Origin of the sequence: Burkholderia mycopellens, assembly GCF_964265025.1 — a bacterium.
Classification (GTDB): Bacteria; Pseudomonadota; Gammaproteobacteria; order Burkholderiales; family Burkholderiaceae; genus Burkholderia.
Map to the genome: position 1 here is coordinate 1534088 of NZ_OZ183802.1, position 25527 is coordinate 1559614.

At 55.6% G+C, this 25527-nt stretch carries 25 protein-coding genes and 1 pseudogene; 2 read left to right on the forward strand and 24 right to left on the reverse strand.

From position 1 onward, the window contains the following. Positions 1-51: 51 nt before the first annotated feature. The 19 genes and pseudogenes from ACPTTC_RS07185 to ACPTTC_RS07275 form a co-directional block, all read right to left on the reverse strand. Positions 52-279, reverse strand: a complete 228-nt coding sequence (locus ACPTTC_RS07185; protein ID WP_423392003.1) for a hypothetical protein — start codon at positions 277-279, stop codon at positions 52-54. A 13-nt stretch (positions 280-292) separates the two neighbouring features. Next, positions 293-1288, reverse strand: a complete 996-nt coding sequence (locus tag ACPTTC_RS07190) for a YqaJ viral recombinase family protein (protein WP_423392004.1) — start codon at positions 1286-1288, stop codon at positions 293-295. Between the two features lie 75 nt (positions 1289-1363). After that, a complete protein-coding gene (locus tag ACPTTC_RS07195) occupies positions 1364-1564 on the reverse strand; it encodes a hypothetical protein (protein ID WP_423392005.1) in 201 nt (66 codons plus the stop codon). Next, a complete protein-coding gene (locus tag ACPTTC_RS07200; RefSeq protein ID WP_423392006.1) occupies positions 1561-2529 on the reverse strand; it encodes a DUF932 domain-containing protein in 969 nt (322 codons plus the stop codon). The genes ACPTTC_RS07195 and ACPTTC_RS07200 overlap by 4 nt, the downstream gene beginning before the upstream one ends. A gap of 96 nt (positions 2530-2625) precedes the next feature. Beyond that, positions 2626-3366 carry a hypothetical protein gene (locus ACPTTC_RS07205; protein ID WP_423392007.1) on the reverse strand — a complete coding sequence of 247 codons (741 nt, stop codon included), beginning with the start codon at positions 3364-3366 and terminating at the stop codon, positions 2626-2628. A gap of 777 nt (positions 3367-4143) precedes the next feature. After that, positions 4144-4515 (reverse strand): annotated as a pseudogene (locus tag ACPTTC_RS07210) (transposase); the annotation flags it as partial. Positions 4516-4589: 74 nt separating this feature from the next. After that, positions 4590-5156: a GNAT family N-acetyltransferase gene (locus ACPTTC_RS07215; RefSeq protein ID WP_423392008.1), complete on the reverse strand. Its 567-nt coding sequence runs from the start codon at positions 5154-5156 to the stop codon at positions 4590-4592. Positions 5157-5188: 32 nt separating this feature from the next. Continuing rightward, positions 5189-6532 carry an MFS transporter gene (locus ACPTTC_RS07220; protein WP_423392009.1) on the reverse strand — a complete coding sequence of 448 codons (1344 nt, stop codon included), beginning with the start codon at positions 6530-6532 and terminating at the stop codon, positions 5189-5191. A gap of 13 nt (positions 6533-6545) precedes the next feature. Next, a complete protein-coding gene (locus ACPTTC_RS07225; RefSeq protein WP_423392010.1) occupies positions 6546-7229 on the reverse strand; it encodes a TfuA-like protein in 684 nt (227 codons plus the stop codon). Then, positions 7210-8361 (reverse strand): YcaO-like family protein, encoded by a 1152-nt coding sequence (locus ACPTTC_RS07230; protein ID WP_423392011.1) that lies wholly within the window; start codon positions 8359-8361, stop codon positions 7210-7212. Before ACPTTC_RS07230 ends, ACPTTC_RS07225 begins: the two co-directional genes overlap by 20 nt. Further along, on the reverse strand, positions 8358-11405 hold the full coding sequence (locus ACPTTC_RS07235; protein WP_423392012.1) for a carbamoyltransferase C-terminal domain-containing protein: 3048 nt from the start codon (positions 11403-11405) through the stop codon (positions 8358-8360). The genes ACPTTC_RS07230 and ACPTTC_RS07235 overlap by 4 nt, the downstream gene beginning before the upstream one ends. After that, a complete protein-coding gene (locus tag ACPTTC_RS07240; protein ID WP_423392013.1) occupies positions 11402-12253 on the reverse strand; it encodes a DUF692 family multinuclear iron-containing protein in 852 nt (283 codons plus the stop codon). The genes ACPTTC_RS07235 and ACPTTC_RS07240 overlap by 4 nt, the downstream gene beginning before the upstream one ends. A gap of 2 nt (positions 12254-12255) precedes the next feature. Next, entirely contained in the window at positions 12256-12831 is a 576-nt protein-coding gene (locus ACPTTC_RS07245; RefSeq protein ID WP_423392014.1) for a hypothetical protein, read from the reverse strand. Positions 12832-12834: 3 nt separating this feature from the next. Continuing rightward, positions 12835-13101 (reverse strand): hypothetical protein, encoded by a 267-nt coding sequence (locus ACPTTC_RS07250; RefSeq protein ID WP_423392015.1) that lies wholly within the window; start codon positions 13099-13101, stop codon positions 12835-12837. Further along, entirely contained in the window at positions 13102-13731 is a 630-nt protein-coding gene (locus ACPTTC_RS07255; protein ID WP_423392016.1) for a DUF6445 family protein, read from the reverse strand. It abuts the gene before it with no gap. A 20-nt stretch (positions 13732-13751) separates the two neighbouring features. Further along, complete coding sequence (locus tag ACPTTC_RS07260) at positions 13752-14882, reverse strand: ThiF family adenylyltransferase (RefSeq protein ID WP_423392017.1); 1131 nt, start codon at positions 14880-14882, stop codon at positions 13752-13754. A gap of 150 nt (positions 14883-15032) precedes the next feature. After that, complete coding sequence (locus ACPTTC_RS07265; RefSeq protein ID WP_423392018.1) at positions 15033-15155, reverse strand: hypothetical protein; 123 nt, start codon at positions 15153-15155, stop codon at positions 15033-15035. Positions 15156-16546: 1391 nt separating this feature from the next. Next, the gene (locus ACPTTC_RS07270; protein ID WP_423392019.1) at positions 16547-17938 is read right to left on the reverse strand and encodes a tyrosine-type recombinase/integrase; all 1392 of its coding nucleotides are present in this window, start codon (positions 17936-17938) and stop codon (positions 16547-16549) included. A gap of 319 nt (positions 17939-18257) precedes the next feature. Beyond that, positions 18258-18722 (reverse strand): phage terminase small subunit P27 family, encoded by a 465-nt coding sequence (locus ACPTTC_RS07275; protein ID WP_423392020.1) that lies wholly within the window; start codon positions 18720-18722, stop codon positions 18258-18260. A gap of 491 nt (positions 18723-19213) precedes the next feature. On the opposite strand from ACPTTC_RS07275, the gene ACPTTC_RS07280 reads away from it, so the two are divergent. Then, a complete protein-coding gene (locus ACPTTC_RS07280; RefSeq protein ID WP_423392021.1) occupies positions 19214-20647 on the forward strand; it encodes an AAA family ATPase in 1434 nt (477 codons plus the stop codon). After that, positions 20644-21603 (forward strand): hypothetical protein, encoded by a 960-nt coding sequence (locus tag ACPTTC_RS07285; RefSeq protein ID WP_423392022.1) that lies wholly within the window; start codon positions 20644-20646, stop codon positions 21601-21603. The genes ACPTTC_RS07280 and ACPTTC_RS07285 overlap by 4 nt, the downstream gene beginning before the upstream one ends. 415 nt (positions 21604-22018) lie before the next feature. Here ACPTTC_RS07285 and ACPTTC_RS07290 read toward each other — a convergent pair whose 3' ends face one another. The 5 genes from ACPTTC_RS07290 to ACPTTC_RS07310 all read right to left on the reverse strand — a co-directional run bounded on the left by ACPTTC_RS07290 (position 22019) and on the right by ACPTTC_RS07310 (position 25330). Further along, the gene (locus ACPTTC_RS07290) at positions 22019-22450 is read right to left on the reverse strand and encodes a single-stranded DNA-binding protein (RefSeq protein ID WP_423392023.1); all 432 of its coding nucleotides are present in this window, start codon (positions 22448-22450) and stop codon (positions 22019-22021) included. Between the two features lie 19 nt (positions 22451-22469). Then, positions 22470-22934, reverse strand: coding sequence for a hypothetical protein (locus ACPTTC_RS07295; protein ID WP_423392024.1), 465 nt, complete (start codon positions 22932-22934; stop codon positions 22470-22472). A 161-nt stretch (positions 22935-23095) separates the two neighbouring features. After that, positions 23096-24211: a helicase RepA family protein gene (locus tag ACPTTC_RS07300; protein WP_423392025.1), complete on the reverse strand. Its 1116-nt coding sequence runs from the start codon at positions 24209-24211 to the stop codon at positions 23096-23098. Further along, positions 24198-25010: a DUF7146 domain-containing protein gene (locus tag ACPTTC_RS07305; protein ID WP_423392026.1), complete on the reverse strand. Its 813-nt coding sequence runs from the start codon at positions 25008-25010 to the stop codon at positions 24198-24200. Before ACPTTC_RS07305 ends, ACPTTC_RS07300 begins: the two co-directional genes overlap by 14 nt. Continuing rightward, the gene (locus ACPTTC_RS07310; RefSeq protein ID WP_423392027.1) at positions 25007-25330 is read right to left on the reverse strand and encodes a hypothetical protein; all 324 of its coding nucleotides are present in this window, start codon (positions 25328-25330) and stop codon (positions 25007-25009) included. The genes ACPTTC_RS07305 and ACPTTC_RS07310 overlap by 4 nt, the downstream gene beginning before the upstream one ends. Positions 25331-25527 lie beyond the last annotated feature (197 nt).

Genomic DNA, 25527 nt, shown 5'->3' on the forward strand with positions numbered 1-25527 from the left:
GATGGTCCTCAAAAATTGAAAGGGAGAGGAGAGAACTGCGAGCGATGCGGACTACCGGGAAAAGTGCGCTTCGAGCTTGGCGTGGATTTCCAGGGCGACGCCGTGCCAGGCGCGAGCCCTGATCATCGGGTTGACTTGCAACTGTTCGGGTGGTGTTGTGGCAACACGCGCTGCGTGCTGGCTCAACGCATCCATTACGAACGCTTGTGCGAGCGCGCCGTATCGAGAGAACGTCATGATCTCGGTGACACACTCGAGATTCGTTACCGGTTTCGACATGAAGGGCCTCCGGTCAGGTGGAAACAAGGAAGCGCCGGGAACCCGGCTTCAAGGTGGCGTACTGCGTTTCGAACTCGGGGTGATCCGCCAGCAGGCGAGCCAGATCGACGGTGGATGAATCCTTGCTGCGCTTGAACGACACGGAGCCCGTCGCGAATACGGCCCGGATTGCGTCACCCATGGCTTGCTGGATCGTTTGCTTGAACTGCGCTTCGAGCTGCTGGCGCGTCTCGATCTCGGCCTGCACCGCGACCAGATCGGCAAAGACCGACGACAGGCGGTGGTCGTCGCTGAAGTCGATCGTTTCGCCATTGCCCGGATACAAGTGACGCAGCGCGCGATCGGCCGATTCCGATCCGTCGGCAGGGGGCGGCGTATCCGTCTCGACGTAGCCCCAGAATCGCTGCTCCAGTTCGATGAGCCGACCGATCAATGCGTCGTCCCGGTCGATTCGATGGACTTCCAGCGCCTGTCCGCACAGCAGCACTGCGACGTGTGCGGCAGACTTGCCCGTGACGGCCAACTGGTGCTGGACCTGGATCTGTACATACTCCGGCACGCCTTCACGCCAGAGCCGCGCACCGAATTCGCCAGCGGTCTTGCATTCGAGAATTTGAATGTCCGGCACACCAACAACCTCCCGGTCAATGTTGGCGAGCATCCAGGGGATCGATGGATGACGTAGTACCGCATTAACCTTGCGGACCATGTTGCCGGTCTGCTGTGTATAGACCGCCGCGACGATGGGCTCCAGTAATGTTCCCCAGTAGGTCGGCGAAGTCGTATCGTTCGGATCGGGGCATGGCATACCTTCGGCGCGTCCGGTCTTGTCGAGCCACAATTCCAGCGCGCTTATGTAGGGATTCAGGCCGACAGCCGCAGCGGCATCGGAACCGCCAATGCCGGTACGACGAACAGCCAGCCAATCGTCTCGGCTCAAGTCTTGCGTCTTGACGAGCTTCAGCGCGGGCTTACGTGCGCGCGGTGGTTCGGGGTGAGGGGTGTTCACGGGACCTCCAGAAACGAAGAAGCCCGGTAGACGAATCTGACCGGGCCAACGGTGAGTCAATACGGGGGAACGACGCTACGCTGAGGTGGTGCGTCGGAATGCGTCCTGCAACGCGTTGTGGGCGAAGGTTACGAGCTTGCCGTTTCTGAGGTGGACAGTCGTGCCTTGAGGTTTGATTTGCAGGATCGTCGCGTATCGGCCGCCGAACCGTAACCCGGTTCCGCGCGGGATCTGGATTCGTGTGCCGACGATCAAGGGAGAGGGCAGTTGGGTCATGCGACAAGCTTCATCGCCTCGTCCCAAGCACGCTGCTTGAGCGTTGCTCCTGCACCGAACCAAGCGGCGTCGAGACGGTGGTCATCGCTGCGCGCGCGGCGGTAGTGGTCCACATACTCCACGACAGCTTGGAGCAGCCCGAATGCTGTACCGGAAGCGGACGGCAGATCCGCACCCTTGCCGCGACCGGCATAGAGCTGGCCAACCGCCTTGATCGCACGCTCGTTGACGGCAACCGTATCGCGATCGGGGAGATTGGCGGTGGAGTAGGTCAGCACACGCCGCAGGAACGCTTCCGCTGCCGAGTCCGTCACCTTGCGTTCGGATAGCGCCTTGGTGCGGACCATAAAGGCGTCCCATGTGGAAACGGCGATGCCGAGCTGCCGCTTCACGGCGGCTGCATCGAACTGAGATCGATGCGAGACCTTGATCGCACCGGCGTTGTTTCCCAAGGCTATTTGCAGGGTGTTGTTGCAAACGACTCTGATCGACGTGAACTGCGCCGTCGTCGCGAGCGTGCCATCGCAAGCGGTAGCCAACAGAAGGTAGCCGTTTACCTCGTCTTTTCCCTTGAGCGTGCCGGATTGGCCTGTGCGCGCGAGAGCCCAGAGTTTGCGGCCTTCCTTCAACACGCCAGCCGTCTCGAGCTGGAAGCCGCCGATCTCCGTCAGGTCTCGATAAAACTCCAAAATCTCTTCGGGTTGCACGACCTGATAGCGCGCGGAGACGACCGACAGCGGTGCCTTGGTGTCCGAGCGATACAGTACTTTCTGTTCGGGAAAAGCGTGTATTGAGCCGAGATTGCGGTTGCCAGCGGCGACGAAGCGGACTTCAGCTTCCTCGATAGTCCAGTCCATGCCGGCGGCACGCCTCCAGACTTCGAGCGGTTGTTTCGGGGCGAGTTTGTTTCCGAGACCGTGCCAGGGTTCGGCTCCGACGTAGGCCATTGTTTGAACGAGATGCATGGTTGCTCCTTGTAAAAAGACGAGGGCATACAGCCCGGCGAGCGCCGGACGGAAAGGGAATTGAGGGGAGAAAGGCGAGAGGGAGAGGCGAGCCGTTCAGCACTGCGCGGCACTGAATGCGTGGCCGCACGCGAGGCAGTGGTGATTGTCCAGCACGTTGTCATCGATTGCGCCACCGACAGCGGAACCGGCCGCGCAGCCCGCGGCGCTGCCGACGAGCCCGGCGATTACTGCGCCGGCGAGGCCGCCGAACACGGTGCCGATCGGGCCGGCGATCGAGCCGACGACCGCGCCGGTCTCCGCACCCGCGAGCGCGGCGGCCATACCGCCCGTGGCTCCCGCAACGCTGCCGATCGTGCTGCCGGCTTTGCGGGCGCGATTGCGCGTATCGATACGCGAGGACAGACAACGCGGACATCGGATTGTCGATGCGGGCGACGGCGTGATGGCGGGCTTGGGTGGCGTCGGCTTGTCCGGCTCGCCCATCAATGACTCGATCGCGTCGTGCAGGTCGTGGCGGGCGTCAGTCGCGTGGGGGGTATGGGCGGGTTCTTCATGCCGGCCGAATGGCGGATAGCTGTCGTGCAATTCGGTGGCCGCTTCGTGCGCTGCTCGGACGACATGATCGGGATACGGCGCGAACGCTTCCCATTCATCAGCTTCGTCGACATCGAAGGTACGCGTGGCGGTGGCGCGGTGAGTTGGCGAGGGCGGGATGGGCGGATGAGGGCGTGTTGGCCGGTCCTTGGTGGCGAGCCAGTAGAAGCCCGCCGCGAACATGGCGACGAGCGCGAGGCCCAGCACGATCAACACAAAGGTAGGGGGATCAGAGATCACGGAAACTCCTGAGCGAAGTGCGCCGGTGCGGGAATGCATCGGCGGAGCGGCCGTAGCTGGCCGTGCTCGTGAAGGTGATATAGGTTTGAAAAAAACTAGATTCCAGCTACAACAGAGCGTCGGTTAAAGATCGTTAAAAACCAACGGGTGCACCAATTGGAGGCGGTGATAGCAAATTCATCAAGCAGATTTGCAGTATCGTGGAAATAATCAAGGCTGTTGCTGGACTATCATGGACTACAGCGACATCGAGTAGAGCAGGTAAATCGCGCGGGGTAGTGACGTTGTCGGCTGATCAATTGAAACGATTACGCGAGGCGCTTCTGCCTTACGGGTTCAAGCTGCTGAAATCCGAATGGCGCGGATGGAATGCGCAATATCGCGTCCGATGCCGCAACGGCCACGAGGTCAGCCGATCGGGTTCCCATCTGTACTACCATCTTGTCGCGTGCCCGACTTGCCGCGACGAGGAATCCCTGCGGCAACTAGACGGGCTTGCGCGACAAGCGGGAGGGCGTTGTTTGTCCGAACGGTATTCTGGCAGGACAGCCCGCTACCGGTTCATGTGCCGTGAAGGGCATGTCTTCGAGAAGACGGCCGCCAATTTGCACAAAGGCTCGTGGTGCGTACCGTGCTCACATGTGACGCATTCGAAGCGGATGGCCGATCCGGACGGGATGGAGCGCATGCGTGCAGCCGCTCGGGCACGAGGCGGCGAGTGCTTGTCAACGACGTACACAAAGCTTTCAGATCGTCATCGCTTTCGGTGCGTGGTAGGGCATACATGGCGACGATCTTGTCGTCGAAGTCCGTGAGACGTCGCTCATGCTTGGAAATCAGCAACGGTTCGAAGCTGCCATCGCGGTCGCGAGGCACCTCGATACGGATCGGGCCGTCCTCGGTCAGGACTGTCTTGGCGCCAGTACCGTTGCGCTGATTGGTCACGGTGATTGGCTTCGCTGCACCAGCTGGGTAGCCGAGATGGTGGCTCATCTCGCCGCCCAGCGCTCGCTCGATCAGCGCCTTCTTGAGGGCCAGCGTTGCGGCGTCGATCGCTTCGGCCGTCGTCGGACCGCTGCCGAATTGCTCAAGCAACTCGGTGGGAATCGCCGACAGGTCTACCGGTTTGGCTTTCGGTTTGCGAGGCATATAGTCTCCTTCGGAGTATCATATGCCTTGAACACGAAATTGCTGACACCCCCTGACAGGCCCGCCGCCTGGCACTACACCTTGTCGTTGATGCGGGAGGTCAGCACGTGATCGGCCCAGCTTCCGCTTATTTTAAGATAAGCCCGCGCCTTACCCTCAATTTCGAAGCCTAGACGCTTCAGAAGTTGCTCGCTACGAACGTTCTCCGGTCGGTAATTCGCCATTACACGATGTAGTGCATAAGTCCCAAAGACAAACTCGATCGCCCGCTCCAACGCTTCATACATCAGCCCTTGCCCTTGAGCGCTCGCTGCGACGGAAAATCCAAGATGGCAAGCCTGAAAAGGGCCGCGCACGATATTCGTAAAATTGCACTCTCCAATCATCGCATCACTGTCGATGCTTCGGATCAGCAAATGAAGTGAGTTCCCCTCGTTCATCTGATGCACCATGCCCTCGACTCTTCGCTTGATTGCCTCCAATGTAAAGAACTCGTCGTTACGCAAAGGTTCCCACGGCTGCAAATGCTTTCGATTCTCCAACTGGTATCGCAGTAGTTGGGCTGCATCGTCGGTACGCAGCGCCTGCAAAATCAAGCGACGAGTCACCAAGCCGGAAGCGGGAATATTGTGCGCTGACATGAATATAAACTCTCGTGATCAAAAGCGAAAAATTATGCCTGTGCGTCATCCAGGCTTACACGGTTAGCACCCTTAAACGCAATGACGTCGCAGGCGATGGTAAGGCTAATTATAGTGCCGGCTAGCACCATCAACTGTATAAAAATTCGATCAGGGCTGTCTACACCTGTACCATTGACCGTCAGCAGCGCGGAGTAGGATCCATATGCGACTAGCACGATGATTTGGACAACGCTAAAGACGGTGGCACGCAGATGGTTGGGTACGTCAACGAGAAACTTCGATTGCAGCGTCATATTCCCAGGGGAATAAAGTGCATTAAAAAAAAGTGCAAATCCAATGACCGCGACAATTGAGTGACCAGCACGCGAACAAAAGAACGCCAGCAGAGCTAGAAAAATTTGGGCGATCAGCGAAAAATATATCAATTGGCTAGCATTAAGTTTCCTTGAAACTGCAGGTGCGATCCAGCCTTTTGGGTAGTGTGCGAAGTCAAATGCAGCTACAACGAGAAATCCTATTAGTACGACGTGCCACGAACCATCTCGCAGGCTAATCTGCCGCAGTTGCGACACCATAAGATAGGTGTGAACATGTATGATCGTCAGGATTGATAGAACCATTCGAAGGAGCGTCATCAAGAACCGAATTCTCTCAGGAGTCTCGCGCCGCCGAAGCTCGGATACGAATAGCACGACCCTCTGCCCATATTCTCGGCAATGTCGACGGAACGTGTTGCGTGACTTTGGTGATATATTTATCTCGGTTTTGGTGAAAAAGAATAATGTGGAAAGTCCGGCATAAATTATGGTGGGAATAAGTAATGACCATTCGCTATGGCGTGTGAGATAGTAATTTCCAAACACTAATGCCAATACCAAAACGGGAAGAAAAGCAGAAAAGAAATTTCCGTAGGATTGTGAGAGGGGCAGTGCTTTTGTGCGCAATTCATTGGCTTCCTCGTCCCGAAGACCAGACTTGGAAACGTGCAAATCGATAAAATCCTGCATGAACGCCTGCAGACATCCTGAGACGAGCGCCCCGCCGAACGCGCTCAAACTGGTGCTCACGATCAATAGCGTCAATGAAGCGGATGTTTGACTATAGTGGCACGCCAAGAACAAGAATAGGGTGGCAACCGAGCAAATTGCGTAGCCATATACCAACGTACGTCGATGTCCAAATACGTCGGCAAATACTCCTGCGGGCAATTCCAACACAGCGCTAAGGTAAAACCCGATGCCGACCCGTAAGGAGACCGCGAAGCCCGGTAGCCCACTCAACACGCCTACGATCAGATGAGACATCTGATTTGAAATCGATTCTCCGCCTTTTGCGATATTGTAGAAATACCCCAACTTTTTGAGCCATGTCATGGATACTCCTAATTCAGGCAATGTTCTTCAAAAAATACTTTGACAGGAGATTGCAGGCACTAACTGCATCTCGAACCTTGGGGTTGTGCCCCACGTCTTCCCACAACGCGAGGAACTCCCCCTTGATCTGTGGATCGCCTACGCGGCGCGCAAGAATTTCACCGGCAAGAAGTGGATTGCGCTCGTACCAGGGAATCGCGCGCAGATCTTTTAGAATGAGCCGCCGCACTATATCGCTAAACGTTCGCCGTACTGTCAATACGCGGATGAGGTGATCAGCATGAGCAAGCGAGACACTCAGTTCACGTTGCGCCTTTTGGTCGTAGAGCACAGCAACATCAGCATCCGAATGAAAATAGCCGGTGCGATAGCTGAAGAATATGTCTCCTACTCCGATCATGCCCACACGACAGCAATCTGCTGCACGAAGCGCGCCCATACTGGAGGAGCCCATCAGGATCCACCCCGCCTCCAGCATGTCTATACATTCGATCGGCGAGACTGATAGGCTTTCACCGAATACACCATCCGTAATCAAGACGCATCCTCGCGATGCGGATCGCTCGGCCAGTAGTTCATGCAGATCGCCGCGGCGGACGGGCGGACGATAGTCGAAGCTATACGGGTAGAGACGCCGCACTTCGCGCAATGAAGGGCCGCCAAATACGACGGGAGGCCTACGCCTTTGCAGCAGCATGACTTTTCCTCGAAGGATTGACCCGAGTATCGAACAACCCGGGCGCGATGACTTTTGCCACCTTTAACGGTATCTCAGGCCGGGATAAATCGCATCGGTATACCTCGTCGAACCCGTTGGAACGCAATTGACTGAGCAATCGATGCAATGCATCTTGAGCGGTCAGTGGCATTGGTATTGAAGCCAACGATTCGAATCGTCGGGTGGGATTTCGGCGTTCCAGCATGGCTCGTATGCGGTAGAACGGGTTCTCGCTGCTAGCAGATTGGTCGCGGTACGATTTGTCAAAGCGTACGAGATCTTCCCGGGCGCCTTGCGCCGCTATGACAATTCCTTGCATGGACTCAAGCAGGGCAGCTTCAAGTGCATCTATTTCATTCAGATGTGCTGCCACGCCGCCAACCATGAACTTTGGGCCGAGATTCGAAGCATCCAGAATAGCCACGTAATACACCGGCAGGAACGCATCGATCCGGAACAAAAGACACTCGTAACCGTTGTCGTTAAGATTGTGTATCGTTGCAGTAACTCTCGGAGAAAATTCACTGTCGAGATCGATGAGGGTGCCTGTTCCAATGCTCCTGCAGGCCTCGAAGAAAGCCGACGATGCATGACGTTCGATGACTTCAATCAAGCCGAACAACGTCGCTTCGTCAAGCGTGGCGCCGCACGCGAGTCCAGATGTATGCGGACGAATAAGTGTGTGCTGCAAGTCGACGCCATGATAGGGAAAACATACCTCGAGAGCCGGCACGAGATAACGGTCGTTCGACAACAATTCGTCCGAAACACAGAAATCCCTCGGCATAAAGCTAACCTCATGTCCCCAACGAGACAGATCGGCCGTCGGAAGTGATTTGACAATGCATGGGTCAGGCGCAGTCATATGCGCCGCACAGTATCTTTCGCTTGCTTCGCCTAGGGCACCACAGATAGCGTCACGGAGATTCCATCCCTTTCCGGTCGTCGCCGAGACCTGCCCCTTCACTAGCGCGACTCGAACAGCCTGTACGACCCGGACGTTAAGCGTCGTAAACGGACCGAGGTCGGCAATACGAGAAATACCGAGCTGCTCTTTCTTTGCCAGAAGCATTGTTGTGACCTGCTTAGGCGTGAGGCTACGCAAACTCATGGCTTTACCGTACGGGTCCGGTTCAATATGCGCAGTCTCACGTAGCGGTGCAACGTATCAAGACACTTTGCGGTGTCTTGTCCGGCGCGGCTTGTTGCATCCGCCACTGTGCATCCGATGCTTAATGCCTGCAATACCTTAATCATCGACGCGGAAACACGGAACATTTTTCCCTGGCTTCGAACTTTCACGGCACCTCGCGTACCGTCTGTGTCGGCTGTGAACTCGAAGCCGGTTCCCGGTGAGAACATGAGGCGTTCCTCCGCGCCAAGCGTGTCAGGTGCATCCATAATTTCGACAAGTAAGTCCCCGAATATCACGCCACTCAATTGCGTACTCAACAGCATTTCGATGGCGTGAATAGGTTGTTCAACGACTGGCTGCCCTCGCACGTTGAACGACGTATTCATGAGGACGGGAAATCCGGTCTTCGCATGGAATGCTGCGAGCAAGGCATAGATCTCCGGATCTTCACTTGAAGATACGGTTTGCACGCGTGCGCTTGCGTCCACGTGGGTGATTCCGGCGAGTTCTGATCGATAAGCTTCGCGTACTTTTACTACCTCCAACATATACGGGTAGTAGCCTCTCGCCTCGAAATAATCTGAAAGCGCATCTGCGGCCACCATGGGTGCGAATGGCCGAAACTCTTCCCTATACTTCACCCATTTGTTGACGAACTGCCAGACCGAACGCTTGCGAGGATCGGCGAGGATAGATCTTGCGCCTAGCGCTCGTGGACCGAATTCACTACCCTTGCGCAATGAGAAGAAGCCGTAGACCGCGCCATCCGCGATGCCGGAGGCTATATCACCCGGCGTGACTCTACGCACCTTCAGACGATCAGCAAATTGGTTGATAGCTAATGCAACGTCGCGATCGCTATACCGGTAACCTAGGAAGTCGTGTCGAAAAAATCGGCTAGGCACCTTTCCGCTCGAACGGAAAACAGCTGCCGCCGCGGCGCCAATCGCGACACCGGCATCGTGCTGCGCCGGCAACAGAAAAAGCTCCCTGGGACGAATCTCCGAACGAATCCTAGAGTTGGCCACCGCATTTAATGCAATACCGCCTGTGAATACGACGTTGTCACCCGCCTCAACGTGCCGCTGAAAGCGATCAAGAATGGCGATCTCGAGATCTTGCTGGATTCTTGCTGCGAGGTTGCTGAATCGCATGACGTCCGACGAATCGGACACACCGTCGGTCGATAACTTCCATTTGAATGAGAAATTAAGCTCGCCGTCTTCGCCTCTCTCCAAATAGCTCTGATCCGGTGTAGCAGAGCCATACGGTGCAAGCCCCATTAGCTTGCCAGAGGCCTGCCACGAATTGAACACGAACTGACTAACTGATGCATAGGTTTCGCCCAGCGACTCGCTTCCACTACGAACATTGAACGAACGCGCATATTCACGATGCTTGAGTTGAAAGCCAGCCTGGTCGAATGTATAGACGGAGAAAGTATGGAGGCGGAGTTGATCGGCGCCTTTTCCCTTGCCCAGGTACTCGCCGAGTTGACGGCCATCGAGGATGAGGTCGCTGGCGCCCACCGCGACGCCGCCAGATCCATCGGCCACGATGACAGTCGCACTGTCGAACGTGCTCCCGCTGAAACCCGCGAATGCGTGGCATAGGTGATGGCTGACAAAAAGAGCCTTATCACCCAGCGGGTCGAACAGAGTGAACGATTTGCGGGCCAGCGGCTGGCTCAGCCCGACATACCCCGGCGTCAACGCCTGTATATTAAAGGCAAAAGTGTCGACGTCCGTGGCCGTCAGTCCAGCCGTGGACAAACAATACTGGATCGCGTCGTCGTGGCTCAACGAGGACTCGCCGTCGTGCTTGACGCGAGTTAAGCGCTCGAGCTGAATACCAGCGATCAGCTCACCGTTGACCGACAGAACCGCTGAGGCATCGTGGCTGGCGGATATTCCTACGACTACGTGATCGCCGACATTCTTAACGGGAACGATCGAATCATCCAACACCTCAAGTTGTGCCCCCGTCCACGCAATTGCGCATCCCTCTGCCAAGCCGCTGACTTCTAACGTCACATCACGCCGTTCGCCTGCGCCAAGCTCGTCGAACGCCAGCACGACACGTTGGCCTTGTGTCCGTCGCGCTATCCCGTCCACGGTTGATGTCACTGAAAGAGCGAATTGGTGATTGGGTGCCAGAGATTCCGCTACGCAGGCATCACCCACCAACGAGAGCCGGCACCGTGGATCCGTATTGCGCGTCACGCGTATTCTTACCGAACGACGACGAGACTTCGTTGCTTCAAGCAACTGGGTGCCAACCGCCTGGTGCAGCACGTCAATCTGATTCAGGAGGAAAGTATCTTTAAAGGGCGATGTCAACAACAGAAGTCCTGCGTAGAGCTCTGACGGAGTTGCCGGTTGTGTCGAGCGCTCGTAAAGCATGGCGGCGAGGCCCGCAACAAATGTTACGGCCGGAGATGTTCCCGTCACGGGAACCAGACGCCCGTCGCGGCTCAGCGCTGGAAACGGCTCATCACTCAACAGCAGCGCGGGCTTGAGCAGATCTCCAAGCCCTGCGCCTACCACTGTTCCGTCCGAGCGCACTAGACCGACTGAAACAACGTTGTTCGAAGTTGCTGGGAATCGCACGCGAAACGGGTCATGTCCAGGTGAGCACAGAACCAGACTTCTCAGCTTCGAGTCGCGCGCATTTCGCGTGAATTGCCCCTCAAAGGCAGCTGTCGCCTTACCTGCGGGGCATGAGTAGGCATGCGCTTCAATGTGAATGAGGCCGTGAGTATCCACGAGACGCGTCTTAACAACGTCATAGCCTTCGAGGATGCAATCGAGTGCATTGACCGAAATGACTTCGCTACCACGTGCGATGCCATGCAAGCGTTCGTCGGTCAGGAAACCTGTTATACGGCGCACGTGCTCATCCGGATCGAGCACGTCCTGTATGCGCCTAAAGGCGCGGCTATTCGTATCGTCGTATACCGCGATTCGGCAACCGGCTCCGTTTAGTGAAAGCGCCGAAGCCGCAATTAGATTGGCGTTCATATCGGCATGGTCTTAGTTAGGCGGGGTACGAAGTGTTTCGCCTCCGCAATGACTTGCAATCGCGTGATTTCTCGATCGACAAGATCGAGCGAAATGCCCAGTCCTATTTCGTATGTAATCGCTCGCAGGTTTTGACAGTGATCAATCGCAGCCGCAAGGATCGGAATGACTTGCTCCACAATCGGCTCCACGTGGGTATCTCGATAGCGCCATATGTGCTCTGGGTGAACACTCCCTCCGGCAATGTGAATCTCTACCACGCGATCAAGCGGCAGCGCACGCAAAACTTCAAGTGGATCTTGGTTGCAATAGATCGCGTAAGAGAAGACATGGCTGACGTCAAGTACCATCCCGCAGTCTGTCTCAGCAAGCAGTTCGCCGAAGAAATGCTCGAGTGTCATGTCGCCAGCGAGAAAACTGAACGACGGCAATTCAGCCAAAAAGGGCACCGGGGTTTCGCATTTGAGACGGCGAAGACCATTGATGGTCTGGTCCAAGACCTCACGGCAAAGCACCGGTGGCGCGAAGTACGGTATGTTGTACGGGCCAATATGCCAGATACCGATGTCTTCCAGACACCAGACCGCGTCAAGCGCGCTACTGATTTCGCACTGTCTTTTCAGATTGACGAGATTTATGCCGTCTGCCCCGCCAGGCGCGACTCCCGTGAAATGATGTAGAATCGGGAGTGCGGTCATTGCCTTAAAGTCGCGCACGTCGTCATCTGTCACTAAACCAACAATCGACACATGGGACAAACGTGGTGCGAGTGAATGCAACAAATCTCCGAGCGACAGACTGTAGCTTTGTCTGTGCTGATAGTCGAGTCCTAGACCAATTTTCTGCATGTCTAGTCCTTTATGAATTTCACGTTGATCTTTGCGCCGGATTTTCGGATCACGCAGGTAACCGGCTGCTTTGTCGGTTGAAAGTCAGACTTGGAGTCGAAAATCTGCTTGAAGGGCAAAGAGAACGGTGCGAGAAAGGTTTCCGTAGTAACATCGCCGCGTTGCTGCATATCGTGTTCGTCCCAAGGTGAAGCGACTGCAGTCTTAATGGATAGTCCCGAACACACGCCCTCAATGCAGGCCAGCAACTTATGTACTGGTGTGGCCGATGTGTGCTCAACAAAGTATAGGCAGAAGTCTTCGATGAGCGTGCGGCCGCGATGCAACCAAAATAGATCTGATTCCGCGTAAGCCTTCACGTGAGGCAAAAGCGACGCTTTGTCCAGGACCTTTTTGAGAAGACGCATATCGTCGTGCAGTACGGTCCGCAGATTTCGGATGCGGGCCGCATGTTCGACAATCAAACGCTCCGCAGAAGATTGTGCGATAAAGAACGCATCCTCTTCAGAGGAGACCGTTGCTGGAGCGCCGGTATACATCGCCCGAAGATAGGCCTGTTGTAGTTTCCTTGCGTCCATGTGTCAGCCACCCGCGATCGCGACATCGAAGGACACCCGGTCTCCGTCATTGAGCGAACCTTCGATTGCAAAAACCTGCTCACCATTGAGAAAGATGGCCACGAAGGCTTTCGGCACGATGCCGGTATTGCGCTCGCGAAACAAAGCGTCGAATACAACTGGGTTCGATTTTCTAATTTTGACAAAAAGATCGTTGACATTCTCGGCTTCGATTTCCAGATTTCGCTCTCTGAAAATCGAACTGGGAAGGGAAACGTTGATTAGCGGCATTTATAGATAAATCTCAAAATGTTGAGTGAGACGTCCGGATGCAGCATCATTTCCAAAAATGCCCGTGGACGCATGAAAGCAGCGAGCCATCAAGACGATCAAACGATTGAAACGCATTGGAAGTTCTCCTATTTGCGTCCAATTTGACCAGTCGAGGCAGTAGTTTTTCACCAATGTGGCGAAATCCGGATCTTTAATGCCGACTCCGAATTTCTCGCTCAACATATTGAACCATTTTAGATTCATCGACGTCTGTCCACTTAGCTTACACTGATACAGACCGACGCCCCCCACGCAGTCGGCGTCGTGTGCTAGATAAACGATGGCCGAGTAACGTTGCGTATCCTGGTGAACAGCGTCGGGACGCGTTTTTTCGTGCTGCTTCATTGCGAGTCGGAACTTACCTTGCGCAAAATTTTTTCCGGGAATCGGCGTTTCGACGGAACCCGCACCCAGTTCTCCGATAATTCTTTGGCGAACGCTCTCCCAGTCCATTGCGTTTGAATAGGCTTCGCCGCCGGGGTACATTGCATCGTCTTTGGGACGAAATTCTAGGCTTAATGCCAAGTCACGAACTGCCATCGGCTCGTCATAAAAATCATCGAGAATCAAAACTGAACGTTGGGGCACAGCGCCTCCGCTTCGGTATGTTAGACCTTCGGTATTATTGACTCGTTGCCGGATCGACATGTGCAATTCGCCCGCGCTCGGAGTTTACGCTTGCTGAATGCGTCATCGAGCGCGTGATAAATCAGCGAAAAACCCGGCTCGACGTCCAGATCCAAAACGAGCTTGATCGCCGTGGCAGCCTGCAACGTACCAATAACGCCTGGCACCACACCGATCACCCCCGCCTCCGAGCACGTTGGTGCGATTTCCGAGGGCGGTGACTCGGGATAAATGCAGCGATAGCACGGGCCGTGACCGTGATTGAGTAGGGCGACCTGACCTTCGAATTGAAAAACAGCGCCATGTATCACCGGCAAATTCAACGCGATGGCGGTATCGTTAACCAAATATCGGGCAGTAAAATTGTCTGTGCAATCGATGAGAATGTCGAAATCCCGGCAAATAGACAGGGCATTCGCGGCGTCAAACTTGTCGGAAAATGTGCTTACGCGCACATCTGAGTTCATCGCCAGCAGTCGATCTCGAGCGGCCGACACCTTCGGCTTGCCAATATCCTGAACACCATAGATCACCTGCCGTTGCAGATTACTCAGGTCGACACTGTCATGGTCCACGATTCCGATCGTCCCTACGCCTGCCGCCGCGAGGTATTGCAGGCATGGCGCACCCAGCCCACCAGCTCCGATCACGAGGATCCTAGCGCGTTTGAGCTTTGCCTGACCATCAATGCCGACCTGCGGCAAAATGATTTGGCGACCATACCGATTGCGCTCGCCACTGCTTAGCGAAGCACCTTTGACGACCGGTAGGCCCTCTGCTTTCCAGGCGGCTAGACCACCCGCGAGTGACATGACGTTTGTATATCCTAGAGCGCGCAGGGAGGCCCCAGCGACCACCGAACGAACACCGCTCGCGCAATAGACGACCACCGGCAAGCCGAGATCGGGTACCTGCTCGGTAACCCTCATTTCCAAAAAGCTCCGCCCGCACGCCTGAGCGCCAGGGATTATTCCCTGATCAACCTCGCTTTCCTCACGCACATCAAAAAATGGAACATATGTGGCTAGGAGCTCCTGCGCATATTCAGCCGATATTTCGCGAACTGAGCTTCTTGCTTTTTCAAGAAAATCACCGAATATCGCAGAATTCATCTTTATATATTTACAATGGTTGAATTCAAAGGCGCACTAGTAATTTGTCGTGCTCGCCTTGCGGAATTGATAAAATCAAGGTGTATAAAACAGATGAAAATGCAGCCATTCCCGGGATATGGCTGCATTCACCCTAAAAACCGAGGGTGCTTACTCCTGCCATTCCTTGTTCGACAAAATCTGGCTGAGCGAGAACGTCACTTCTTCTTCCGAAATTTGCTCGGATTCAAGCAATTTTGCATCTTCTTCAACGATTTTGACTTGCTCGTTCATGATTCCTCCAAAAAAATGCCACTAAAGGAGCAACATTGCTCTTCAATTGGCTGTGTCAGCTTATGAGAGACGGAAATTTGATGCAAGTGCCAAAAATGGATTGAGCATACAAATCGTTAGAGGATTTGCTCTACATGAATGCGGCAAGAATCGAAACAAAATCTATCATTGTTTATAATAATGCCTTGCGACTTTCGTTCTGTTTTCTTTCATTTTCATGCGGAGGCCACATCTAGTATTCGATGTGCTCGGCCTAAATATGCCATGTGCTCAACTCTCCGAGTTGAGTACAGTGACGGTGTAGAGTCCGTTCCAGAGGGGAGCAGCAATACAAAGCGATTAGCCAAAGAGAAAATCGTAGGGATTTTGAAAGAAGCTGGTGCAGGCTTGAAGCCGGCGGAGCTGTGCCACAAGTACGGCATCTCGGAAGCGACCTACCTCGCTCAATTTGGGCCGACGTAGGCCACGCGCTTGGGTCACATCCGGACGCCAACATAGACGCAACCGTGTGAGAGTGATTTCTGCAAACTGGACGTATGTCACGCTTAGAACGCAACGAGAGCACTTTGGCAGCGCTGCTCTTCGTTGGAGCGGGGGCTGTGAGCCGTCCATTGGCAAGACGTTGCTCAGTGTCAGCTTCGATTTGCTGTACGTCGCGGCATGGGACGAGCACCTTTCGCTTGAGGAACAGCAGATTCTTGGCGGCCGGCTACCTGGTGGGTCGACGTATTGGTCGTGGGACCATTGTAAGAGGCTCACTCGTGCTTGCTTGGACGCGCTGACGCGGACCAGTTCTCGGCGGGTTGACCTTTTGGAGATGAGTGTCAGCTCCATGACTGCAGAAGCGGTTATGCGTGGGATCGTGTCGAGTGACGATTCGCTAGTTAAACTAAAAGCTCTAAGCTTGAAACTTGGCGATCTACCTGATGCCCGACGGCTATGGGAAAAAGCAGTGAAGGACGCACTGCGGCAAACGCGCGCTTCCGACCGATATGGTGGTGACGGCGAGAGGCAGGGCCTCGGTGGAGGCGCTCGATTGTCGAAGATTGAACGATGCCCTAGCGGTAGGGGTTTTTGGGCAGGAACAGACAGCTTACAGGCGTGCTCGTAAGCCCTTATGCCCCTTTAGTCTGCCGAAAAGACGTGTTGAGCCCACGCTTCCATCAGTGGCCGTCGCTGTTCCAGTAGGTCGGTACGGTGCGGTGATATGCGGCCCCGACCTGATTTTTAACGGTGTGAGCCAGTGCACGTTCGGCAAGATTTCGAGCATAGCCGTGTTCGCTGGCCCAATGCCGGAAACTGGAACGGAAGCCGTGAGCGGTTGCAACGCGATCACACGTATCGCTCTCAACTTTCACGCGACGGAGGAGGGCCGATAACCGCGGTGAGTATTAGATCGTTGGCACTGACTCTGCCTGTCCGCCGTCAGTAAACATCTCGGAAGCAGACGCAACGAGATGGCCGAGGCCGGCTTGCTGCAGCATCCATCGTTCGATCAAATCGTGCCATTTCCTCAAGAGGTCTAGAGGGCGCCGCCGATAGTGCTTTTCGGCCAACGCGGATGGTTTGTGCCCCTGAATCTGTGCGACAACTCCGACGGGGACCTCGACCCATTCGGAGAGTGTGCCGAAGGACCGCCGCAATCCGTGCAGGGATAGGTGAGGTAGGTCGAAGGCAGTCAGTGCACCGTTGTGGGCTTTCCTGGGCTCAGCAATTTTTCCGTCCTCCGATCTGTTACTGGCGAACACCCATTCAGATGGCATCCATGACTTCCCTTGTTCAGTTAGGCTGGCCAGTTGCCGCCTGTTCGGCGGTGTCTCGTTCACTAGCTTAAGGTTCGACAGGAGGCTTGCCAGATATGGCGTGAGCGGGATCGTACGGCCGCCGGCGCCCTCGACCTTGTCGTTCATGGTGAGGCTGCGCCAGCGAAAGTCCACGTCCCTCCAACGCAGTGCGGCGAGCTCTTCGCGCCGAGCCCCAGTAATCAGGAGACCCTGCAAATACGTGCTGATAACGGGATTTTCTATTTGGCGTACAGCCGCGAACCATGCGCGCAGTTGTTCCCGTTGCAGGCAATCACTCTTGGCTTTGGTGCGTGGTACGGCGGCGCGTACTGCTCGAGAGGCGTACGCACTTGGTGCAATGCACCCCGAGTATTCCGGCTGGTCATCACACCATCGAATGCAGGCGCGAAGTTTACGATAACTCTGTTCAGCATTCGTCGGGCGCTTCTTTGCCTCGGCTTCCAACCATTCAGATACGACCTGAGCGGTCAGGTGTGACAGCTTTAATGGCATCAGGGCGGCAAGTGGCCCAGCGATCGTTAAGCCTCTGCCGCGTTTCTTTGGTTCGCCACCATTTTGTGCCAGCTTCTCATGGTCATACAGATGACGCTCACTCCATCGGTTTCGGTTGGCTTCGATGTATGCGGACCACGCCGCCAGCATGGTGACATCCTGCCGGAGTGTTTCTGCGCGACGCTGTTCGGCGGCGGCACGCAGTTCTGCAGCTTCTTCGCGGGGATCCTTCCCGCTGTCTGTCAAGCGTTTGAGGCGCCGCGCCTCGTCTCGTGCTCTATCGATGCTCCAATCTTTCGGAGCTCCAATCGTGATGCGAATGGTTGCCCCATGTAACTTGCCTTGCCAAACGTAGGTTAGGGCGCCTGCTGTCGTTGCGCGCAGTCCGAGGCCGGTTGCACCAGAATCCCATACGAACGCTTGAGATTTGCCGACGGGGCAAAAATGTCCGTTGACCCGCGCCGCCGTGAAATTGATCTTTGCCACTCAGACTGCCCTCTTGTGAAAGTCGGGTTACGTGCATCCGCATGTAACCGCCATGTAACCGGATTCTAGGTGGCTCGATCAATTCAGGTCAACATGGTAGGGGTGTCATCATTTATAAGTGACTGTAAATAATGAATTTTTCAAGATTAGTGGAATTCGATCAACGTCGCGGAATATTGTATCTTTCGGCCTTCTAAGCCGTAGGTCACACGTTCGAATCGTGTAGGGCGGGCCAGTAGAATCAATGAGTTAGCCCAGTTTTTGTAACTGGGCTTTTTGCTTTTCGGGATAGCCGGAACCAATCCGGAACCCAGTTTCCTCAACGTTGCGGCCGAATCGGCTTAACGAACGCCGCATAAGGATTTTCAGCAGGCACCGGCGGCGGCGCGTCAATGGCCTGTCGTCCACGCGGACTCAGGCCGAACGCATCGAGTAGCCGGGCCGATTGGGCGCGCGCATCGCTCAACGCGCGCAGCGCCGGATGCGCTTTACTTCCGCCCGACCCGGTCGCAATCGTCAATCCTTCACGGTCCAGCGTCTCGCGTAACTGCGCCTCCGTTGCCAAGGTTTCGGCCAGTAGTTCAAGCGCGCGCAGGTCGGACGCGCTCAATAGACCCAAGCTCACGACGAGCGGCGCGACGCGGATCCATTCCGCAGCCGCCCGCGATGACATGCCGTCCGGCGGTGGCGGCGCGACGGTCAATTGATCGGCCGCGATACCCTTAAGCCGGTCGGCACGCAACGTACCCGAAAGCGCCTTCGTGGCGTTCGATTTCTGCGGCATGATTCGTTCCCCAAAAATGGTTTTGGTGCTGACGCTGCAAAAATTCGCGTTGCGCGACGGTCACTAGCCGGTCGCGCCGGAGATTGCCTACCCCCTACCCATCTTCATACGGCCGCGCTGACGACCCGCAAAGCCCGCCCACATGGTTCGCGCGCGATCAACCAAGCCCGCATACGGAGTACACACCGACCGCTCAGGGCGCCTGTATTCGCCGATATCGTGGCGCGCTCGGTTGCCGCGTGCCCCTGTGAACCCGGACAACCGAATCTAACCCCCGCTGTCCGATTAGTACTGCCCCTGCTGCCTGTACATCGAGCGTTCTCGGGTGAGCGCGCGCCTCTTACGTTGACGGCTCGATATGGTCTAGCTTCCGCCGGGCATCGTTCATCGCCCTGCGTAATGCACAACGTGCGCGCCGCTTTTGAGGCAAAACGGACACTCTGGTGCTAACATCTGCGCGTGCGAAAAATGATGCCTGCAGGGGAAAGAAATTGGAAAATCAAACGGGTATAAAAAGTCTCGCAGTGGAGGGTCTCCACGAGCAATTCGATGTCGAACTGGAGCTAAAGCCAGGTCTTAATATTATATATGGCAAGAATGGCAAAGGGAAAACCACGGTCCTGCATATTCTGGCCAACGCTCTCGAACTTGATTTCAAGCGCTTTAAGTATCTCAGCTTTCGCCGAATAGCCATATCGACATTTTCCGGCACTAAACTCGAAATCTCCAAATCGGGTAGCCCGGAAAATGTTGAGGTACTTATTAATGGCGAAGCAACATCTTTACTCAATAGCTCCGAGAATCTCTCGGAGCTTGAGATGGTTTCAATACGGTCGGCACTGGGCGAAAGATCAACTTATTTGCCCGCATTTCGATCTGTTCTGGAGCGTGTTCGCGACGAAGCTAGTCTTTATTATCGGGATCGAGCACGTGACCCGAACATCGATGAGCTTGAAGCAATCGAATTTCACGCACTGCGAGAAAAGTCTGGCATCCGCCGAGGGCGGGACATGGTCGCAACTCGCGCTCTGAAAGAAGAAGCGAGCATAACAGCACGCAAGACATCCCAATGTCGACAATGGTTTGGCTCTTTTGTACCGACGATCCGATATCCATCAATTATGGAAGTCGACGAAGGCTTGACTGCCGAATGGAGATCGGCTCAGCTTGCAATGGCCGAGCGCGAACAAAACATGTTTGCCGACGTGTTTGTAAAGGTTTTTCGAACTATCGTTGGGCTGGACAACCCGCAAAAACCATTCGAGATAGAGGATGCTCTTGCATCGATTGCGGATTCCTTGGACAGCAAGGACTATCAATTGGGGAATCGACGCTCAGAATTTATTTCGGCACAGTTGCTGGATGCGATGCAGTTTGTTAAGAACAAGCCAGCGCATGAAACGAAGGGAATCGAGAAATCAGTTCTTGGCCTCTATCTAGAAACGTTGATCGAACGAAAGGAGGCTCGCAAAAACGCGCTACAAAGCAGTCGTGATTTTGAAACTTCGATTAACACCCTTTTCGGTAAGCAGAAAACCCTTCGGATAGGTGAAACGGCTGGTCGAGAACATTTGAGGTCGGCGGTTACGGTCGGCACTGAGGGTGGTCGTGCATACGGCCTTTCGGCCTTGTCGTCTGGCGAACGCCAAATCTTGACAATGCTTTACTCTGCAAGTCGATCTCGTTTTAGAGACGGAATTTTTCTTATCGACGAACCTGAGTTGTCATTGCATATCGACTGGCAGAGAATGATATTGAATGAACTCATGTCGCTAGCACCAAATCGCCAGATTATTGCGTGCACCCATTCACCCGAGGTTGGTGCCGATCATTTCGAGAACACACAAGATTTTGAGCCGCGACTCACGAAGCGGCCCCAGGAAGATCTATTCGACGAAATGGACGATGCAGTTGACGGGGAATGAAAATGAGCATGCAGGGGTACTCTATTGGGGGATACTTGAACGCCGTGATGCGTCGGACGCAGAAAACCATGCTAGTTGAGGGCGTCTCAGATCGATCTGTTTTGCAGCGTTTGAAAAGCGAACGCTGTGCGATAGCGAAGGAGGACCTTCCCGGCGTTATCGATGTCGCAGATCTTCTCACGGATGAAGCGATCAAGGGTTTGGGGAAGAAGGAGGTAATCAAGACTGTATTAAACCGATTGGCCCAGTCGCCGACAATGTTGGCGAAAGCCGCAGAGAAATTCGGCACGCTCACGGACCGAGAATGGGACGGTCTAACTCTAGATATGGAACTGCAAAATCCATGGTTTGCACCAGAACAGGGAAGTCCGAATTTCATTACACTCGGCCATTCGGTTGAAAATTATTTCTTCAGATTGCCACCAATAGAGGCTTTTCTAAGACAGTTTTTTAGCGATCACTTGAATCAACGATTCTTTGGCGATCTATCCAATAGATTTCACTCTATCATCGGATTTGCGGTCGTTTATTCGCTAGCGATACGACATATTGGGTGCATAAGTCGCGCCGATCGACTTGTCTCGCGGAACATGATTGAGTGGTGCGACTCGATGTATCTTGCGACTCCCGGATTGAATGCAGCCTTAAGGGGGCGCGGAGCGGATTTTCATCAAAACGCTTATTTATTGATAAATTCCGGAATTCAAAATTATTTATCAAGATTTACTGCGTCTGAGCCTGGACATTGGTTGTGCCACGGCCATTTGGGCGAGCAAGCAATTTGGGCGTGCGTGGCTAACTTGGCACGTGAGCAGGGCGTGGACAATGACGTCGCGACGCAAATTGAGCGCGGACTAAATGACGTGCGATTTCGGCATTGTGTCGATTATCTTTGTCGCGATGAAAATCAGATGCATGCACCGCTGGATTCGGCTGTTGACTGGCTTATTGCATAATGATGCAAATTTATATTAAAATTGATCGTTTTTGGTTCAAGAAAATGCAAAATTAAAGTGATAGATATTTATGAGGAAGGAGGTGCGCTGAAAATAAAATCTTCATGTATTCAGCGTTTGAGCAACGGCGGCGCGGCTTGCCGCCAATCGCCTTGACGCTAGCACCCGGCTAGGCACCCGCTGACACTTTATAGAAGGTTATGGCTAAAGTTCTCTGAAAGCCGCCATCAGTGGCGGCGGGTTCGAATGATCCGTCCAGGTCGATAAGCGACCTTCATCTCTGCACAAATCTACGAAAAACCGTAAGTTTGACGTTTGCTTCGAAATCGATCGCTTGTGAAGCGGCGGGGCTATCCAGGAGCAGCAGACGCCGCTGATGAACGCGGCCATACCCATCTAAAGTGCAACCCGCGACCTACAATTCGTCCCGCATGTCCGGCGTATCGCCGCAGGCGAACGCCGCCGCCTGCCGTCCGCCGGTCATCGCCGGATGACTGTTGCCGCGTTCGCCGAGGTCGTTCTTACCGCAAACGGCGGCGCGCTTACGTTTGACTTGGTATGCCGTCAGCACCACGTGCGCGACCATGTCGAGTACCGGTTTAGCCTCGCCGTTGCGGTCGGTCCAAACCTTCGGGGTCAGCGTACCGGCCAGCGCGACGGAATCGCCGTCGTCGAGCGCCAACAGCGCGGCCTTCGCGTCGTCCGAGAACACAATCACGTTCACGAACAGCGCTTCGCCGTCGCTAACGGCAGCGCGGATCTTAGCTGTTGCGAACGGCCGGCCGCTCGCGCCCATGCGCTCGACCGGCTTGCCGAAAATGCGCCCGCTCAAAAGACCGTCAAGCATGCTCATCCACCTCTGTAATTCAGTGAAACGTCTCAGTGCGCGCGCAGCCCGGAGGATTGCACAAGCTGTCGAAAAACAAGCCGCCGGGTGAAAACATGCAGCGCCCACCCGATTGACCGTCGCGCGTTGTCGTCAGAAAGTCGATGAATACCTGATTTACGGCATGAAACAGCGGCCCATCCTTACGCTCAAGATGTCGGCTCGCTGCGGAATCCTCCTTCCCATGATCGAAGATCAGCGCGGCCAGCCCGTCGGATTCACTGAGCCCGTTGCGGTCGGCTACGTTGACGTTCAACAGTTCGCAACGCTGAGCCAGCGTCGTACAGGCGTCGATGATTGGCGCAGCGTTCATCAACGCGTAGCCGCACTCGCGCACGAACGCGTAATCTTTCGATGCGATGGCCCGTCGAAGGTCGCGTCGCAGGAAAGCGATAACGTTGGCGATTTCTCCGAAGGACGGCTTGCCCTCGATCCGAACAAACATGATTCCACCTCCCATTACAAAAAATCGACTTCCCGAAATTTCCTGAATACGGCGAGCGGCGGGCCTTCACAACTTCACGAACGCCGAGCCACGATATGCAGGGTACGTTTAGGTACACCCCTAAAGGGTGGTGTACCTAAACGTACCTTCGCGTACCTTCTTCATTTTGCAGCGTCCGCGATGCAAACCATGCCGGCGGCTTCGTGGATGGCAGCGGCGGTGACCAACGCTTTCATGGCGCGATAGACAGACCCCTTCTCATATCTTCCCGAGAAATGCGCAACTACGACGCCTTTCTTGACGCCGACCTTCTGGGACGCCAGATATTCGATGACCGCGCCCTCAACCTCGCCGACACGCTTCGCACGAACCTTTTCGGGCGGAGGCGCATCGGTCGGCACGACGACGCAACTCGTCGCGAGCTTGCCCCATTTCGTCGTGCCGAGTCCTACAACGTCGAGTCGAAAGCCGATACGCTCACCCTTGGTCGGCAAGTCGCGCTGTTTTGTAATTTCGGCACAACGGCCGCCTGCACCGTCCGTTACCTCAATTTCGGTATCGACGGCCGCGCGCAAGCCGGACCATCCGCGCGCGCCGGCGGCGGCGTTCTTGCCGCTGTGGTGAATCAACATGAAATGGGCTTCGCACTCCGTACGGATGCGGTCGAAGCGCTTGATGACGAGGCCCATATCTTGCCCTGCATTCTCGTTCGCACCGGCACTCAGGCGAGCGAGGGTGTCGCCCACAATCAGGCGAACTTTCATTCCGCGTTTAGCCTCCAACCGTTTCACGGTCGCGATGATTGCCGATGCATCGAAGTCGCTTTCGAACAGGTTCACTGGGCTTTGGACGATGGCGAGGTTAGGGACGCGCAGGCCGTAATATTTTTGGTACGCCTGAAGCCGGGTGCGAACCGATGCGGGAGATTCGGTCGCCAGGTACACGACGAGGCCTTGTTCCGTTTGGCGTCCCATCCACGGCACGCCGCGCGCAACGGCCGCAGCCACGTCGAGGCCAAAGAACGTCTTGCCGCAGTTGGTATCGCCGTACAACACACTCCCGCCGTCTGCCGTAAGCACACCTTCGATCAATTCGTCGGGCGGTTCGTACTCGACCGGCAATTCATCCGCAAAGGCAACGTTGAGGGGCAATTCTTTGCCCACCGAAATCGCCTCACGCTCGGATTGCTTCGGGATGTGCCTGCCGTTTGCAACAGCAACGCGTACAGCATCAGCGCCACCTTCGGCCGCCACATCATTCAAATCACGCCCCGTCATGACCGACCTCCACAAGCGTAACCTCTCGATCAGCGAGCGCCCACCGCTCCGCGCATGCATGCCCGGCTGTTACTCCGGCCGGGTCATTGTCCGCGCCGATCACCAGGCTTTCGACGCCGAACAGGTGCGGGAACGCGGCGAGATTACCGGCGTCGATGAGCGCCCAAACCGGCGCATAGCCCCATGCGAGCGAAAGCGCCGATTCAATGCCTTCCGCGATGCCGAGCCCGCTCGTTACGGCCTCGTTGGGCCACAAGCGAATGACGCCGCCCGCCTTGCGATGGCCGCCGAGCAGCAGGCGCGGTGGGTCAACGTCAGCCTTGCGGCCATCGGTCCGAATCCAAGTTTTGTGCAAGGTCATGAATTCGCGCGTTACCGCGTGCGTCACGAGCCCAACAAGCGCCGGACCGGCGTAGCCGGTCGGATGCTTCAACGAGGGGTGCCAGCGCAAATCACCATCGGCGGGCGGGATGCGGCAGTGCCGAGCGTCGAGATAGGCCAGCGCGTCGCCGGAAATGGCGTGACACGCGTTCCAAAGGTCGAACCCGTAGTTAGACAGGACGCGTTGCTTCGCGAACGGCGTAACGACCGGAATGCGCACCATGCTATGCGCCGAGCCGCACACGCCGCGTTCGGGGCGGTACGTTTCCGTGATGTCGCATCGGAAACAGTGCGCGACGCCCGCGCCGCTTGCGGCGATGGTCAACCCGAGCGTCTTATCGCGTTCGCCGCGCCCGCAAACGGGGCAACTCACGCGGTAGTTGCCGGTCGCGTATTGGCTCCATGCAATCGCGCTCATGCGACCTCCCGCGCCTTGAGCCAGCGAGCGACCTTGCGACGGTCGGAGGTGGTGAGGTGATAGACGCCGCGCAACACTTCGCGACCGTCGCGGTCGATGTACGGGACGCGCTCGCACGGCAACATGAGGCCTTTCGTGCGCAGGCTTGCGATGAGAGCGGGGGAGTTCGAGCAGCCGGCGAAATGGTCCAGTTCTTCACGCGGCATCGGACGGTGTTGCAGCACAGTCAATGCGCGAAGCTGACGGCGATTGGCGGTTCCGGTAAACTCGCTTTGACGTTTGGCGCTCGATTCGGCTTTGCTGGGTCGGGCGTTTTTCATTATTGGCCCCCGGCCAACTTTTCGATGGCATCTGCGGGCCACATGAGGCGACCGTTCGGCAGTTTGACGGGGCGCAGCGTGAAGTACGCGCCGGTTTGGCAATAGCGCTTGCGGATGGACTGTGGGCGAATCGAGAGGAGGTTCGCCAACTCCTCCGTCGTGAGGGGGCGACACGACCGAGTCGCCGTGAATTGTTG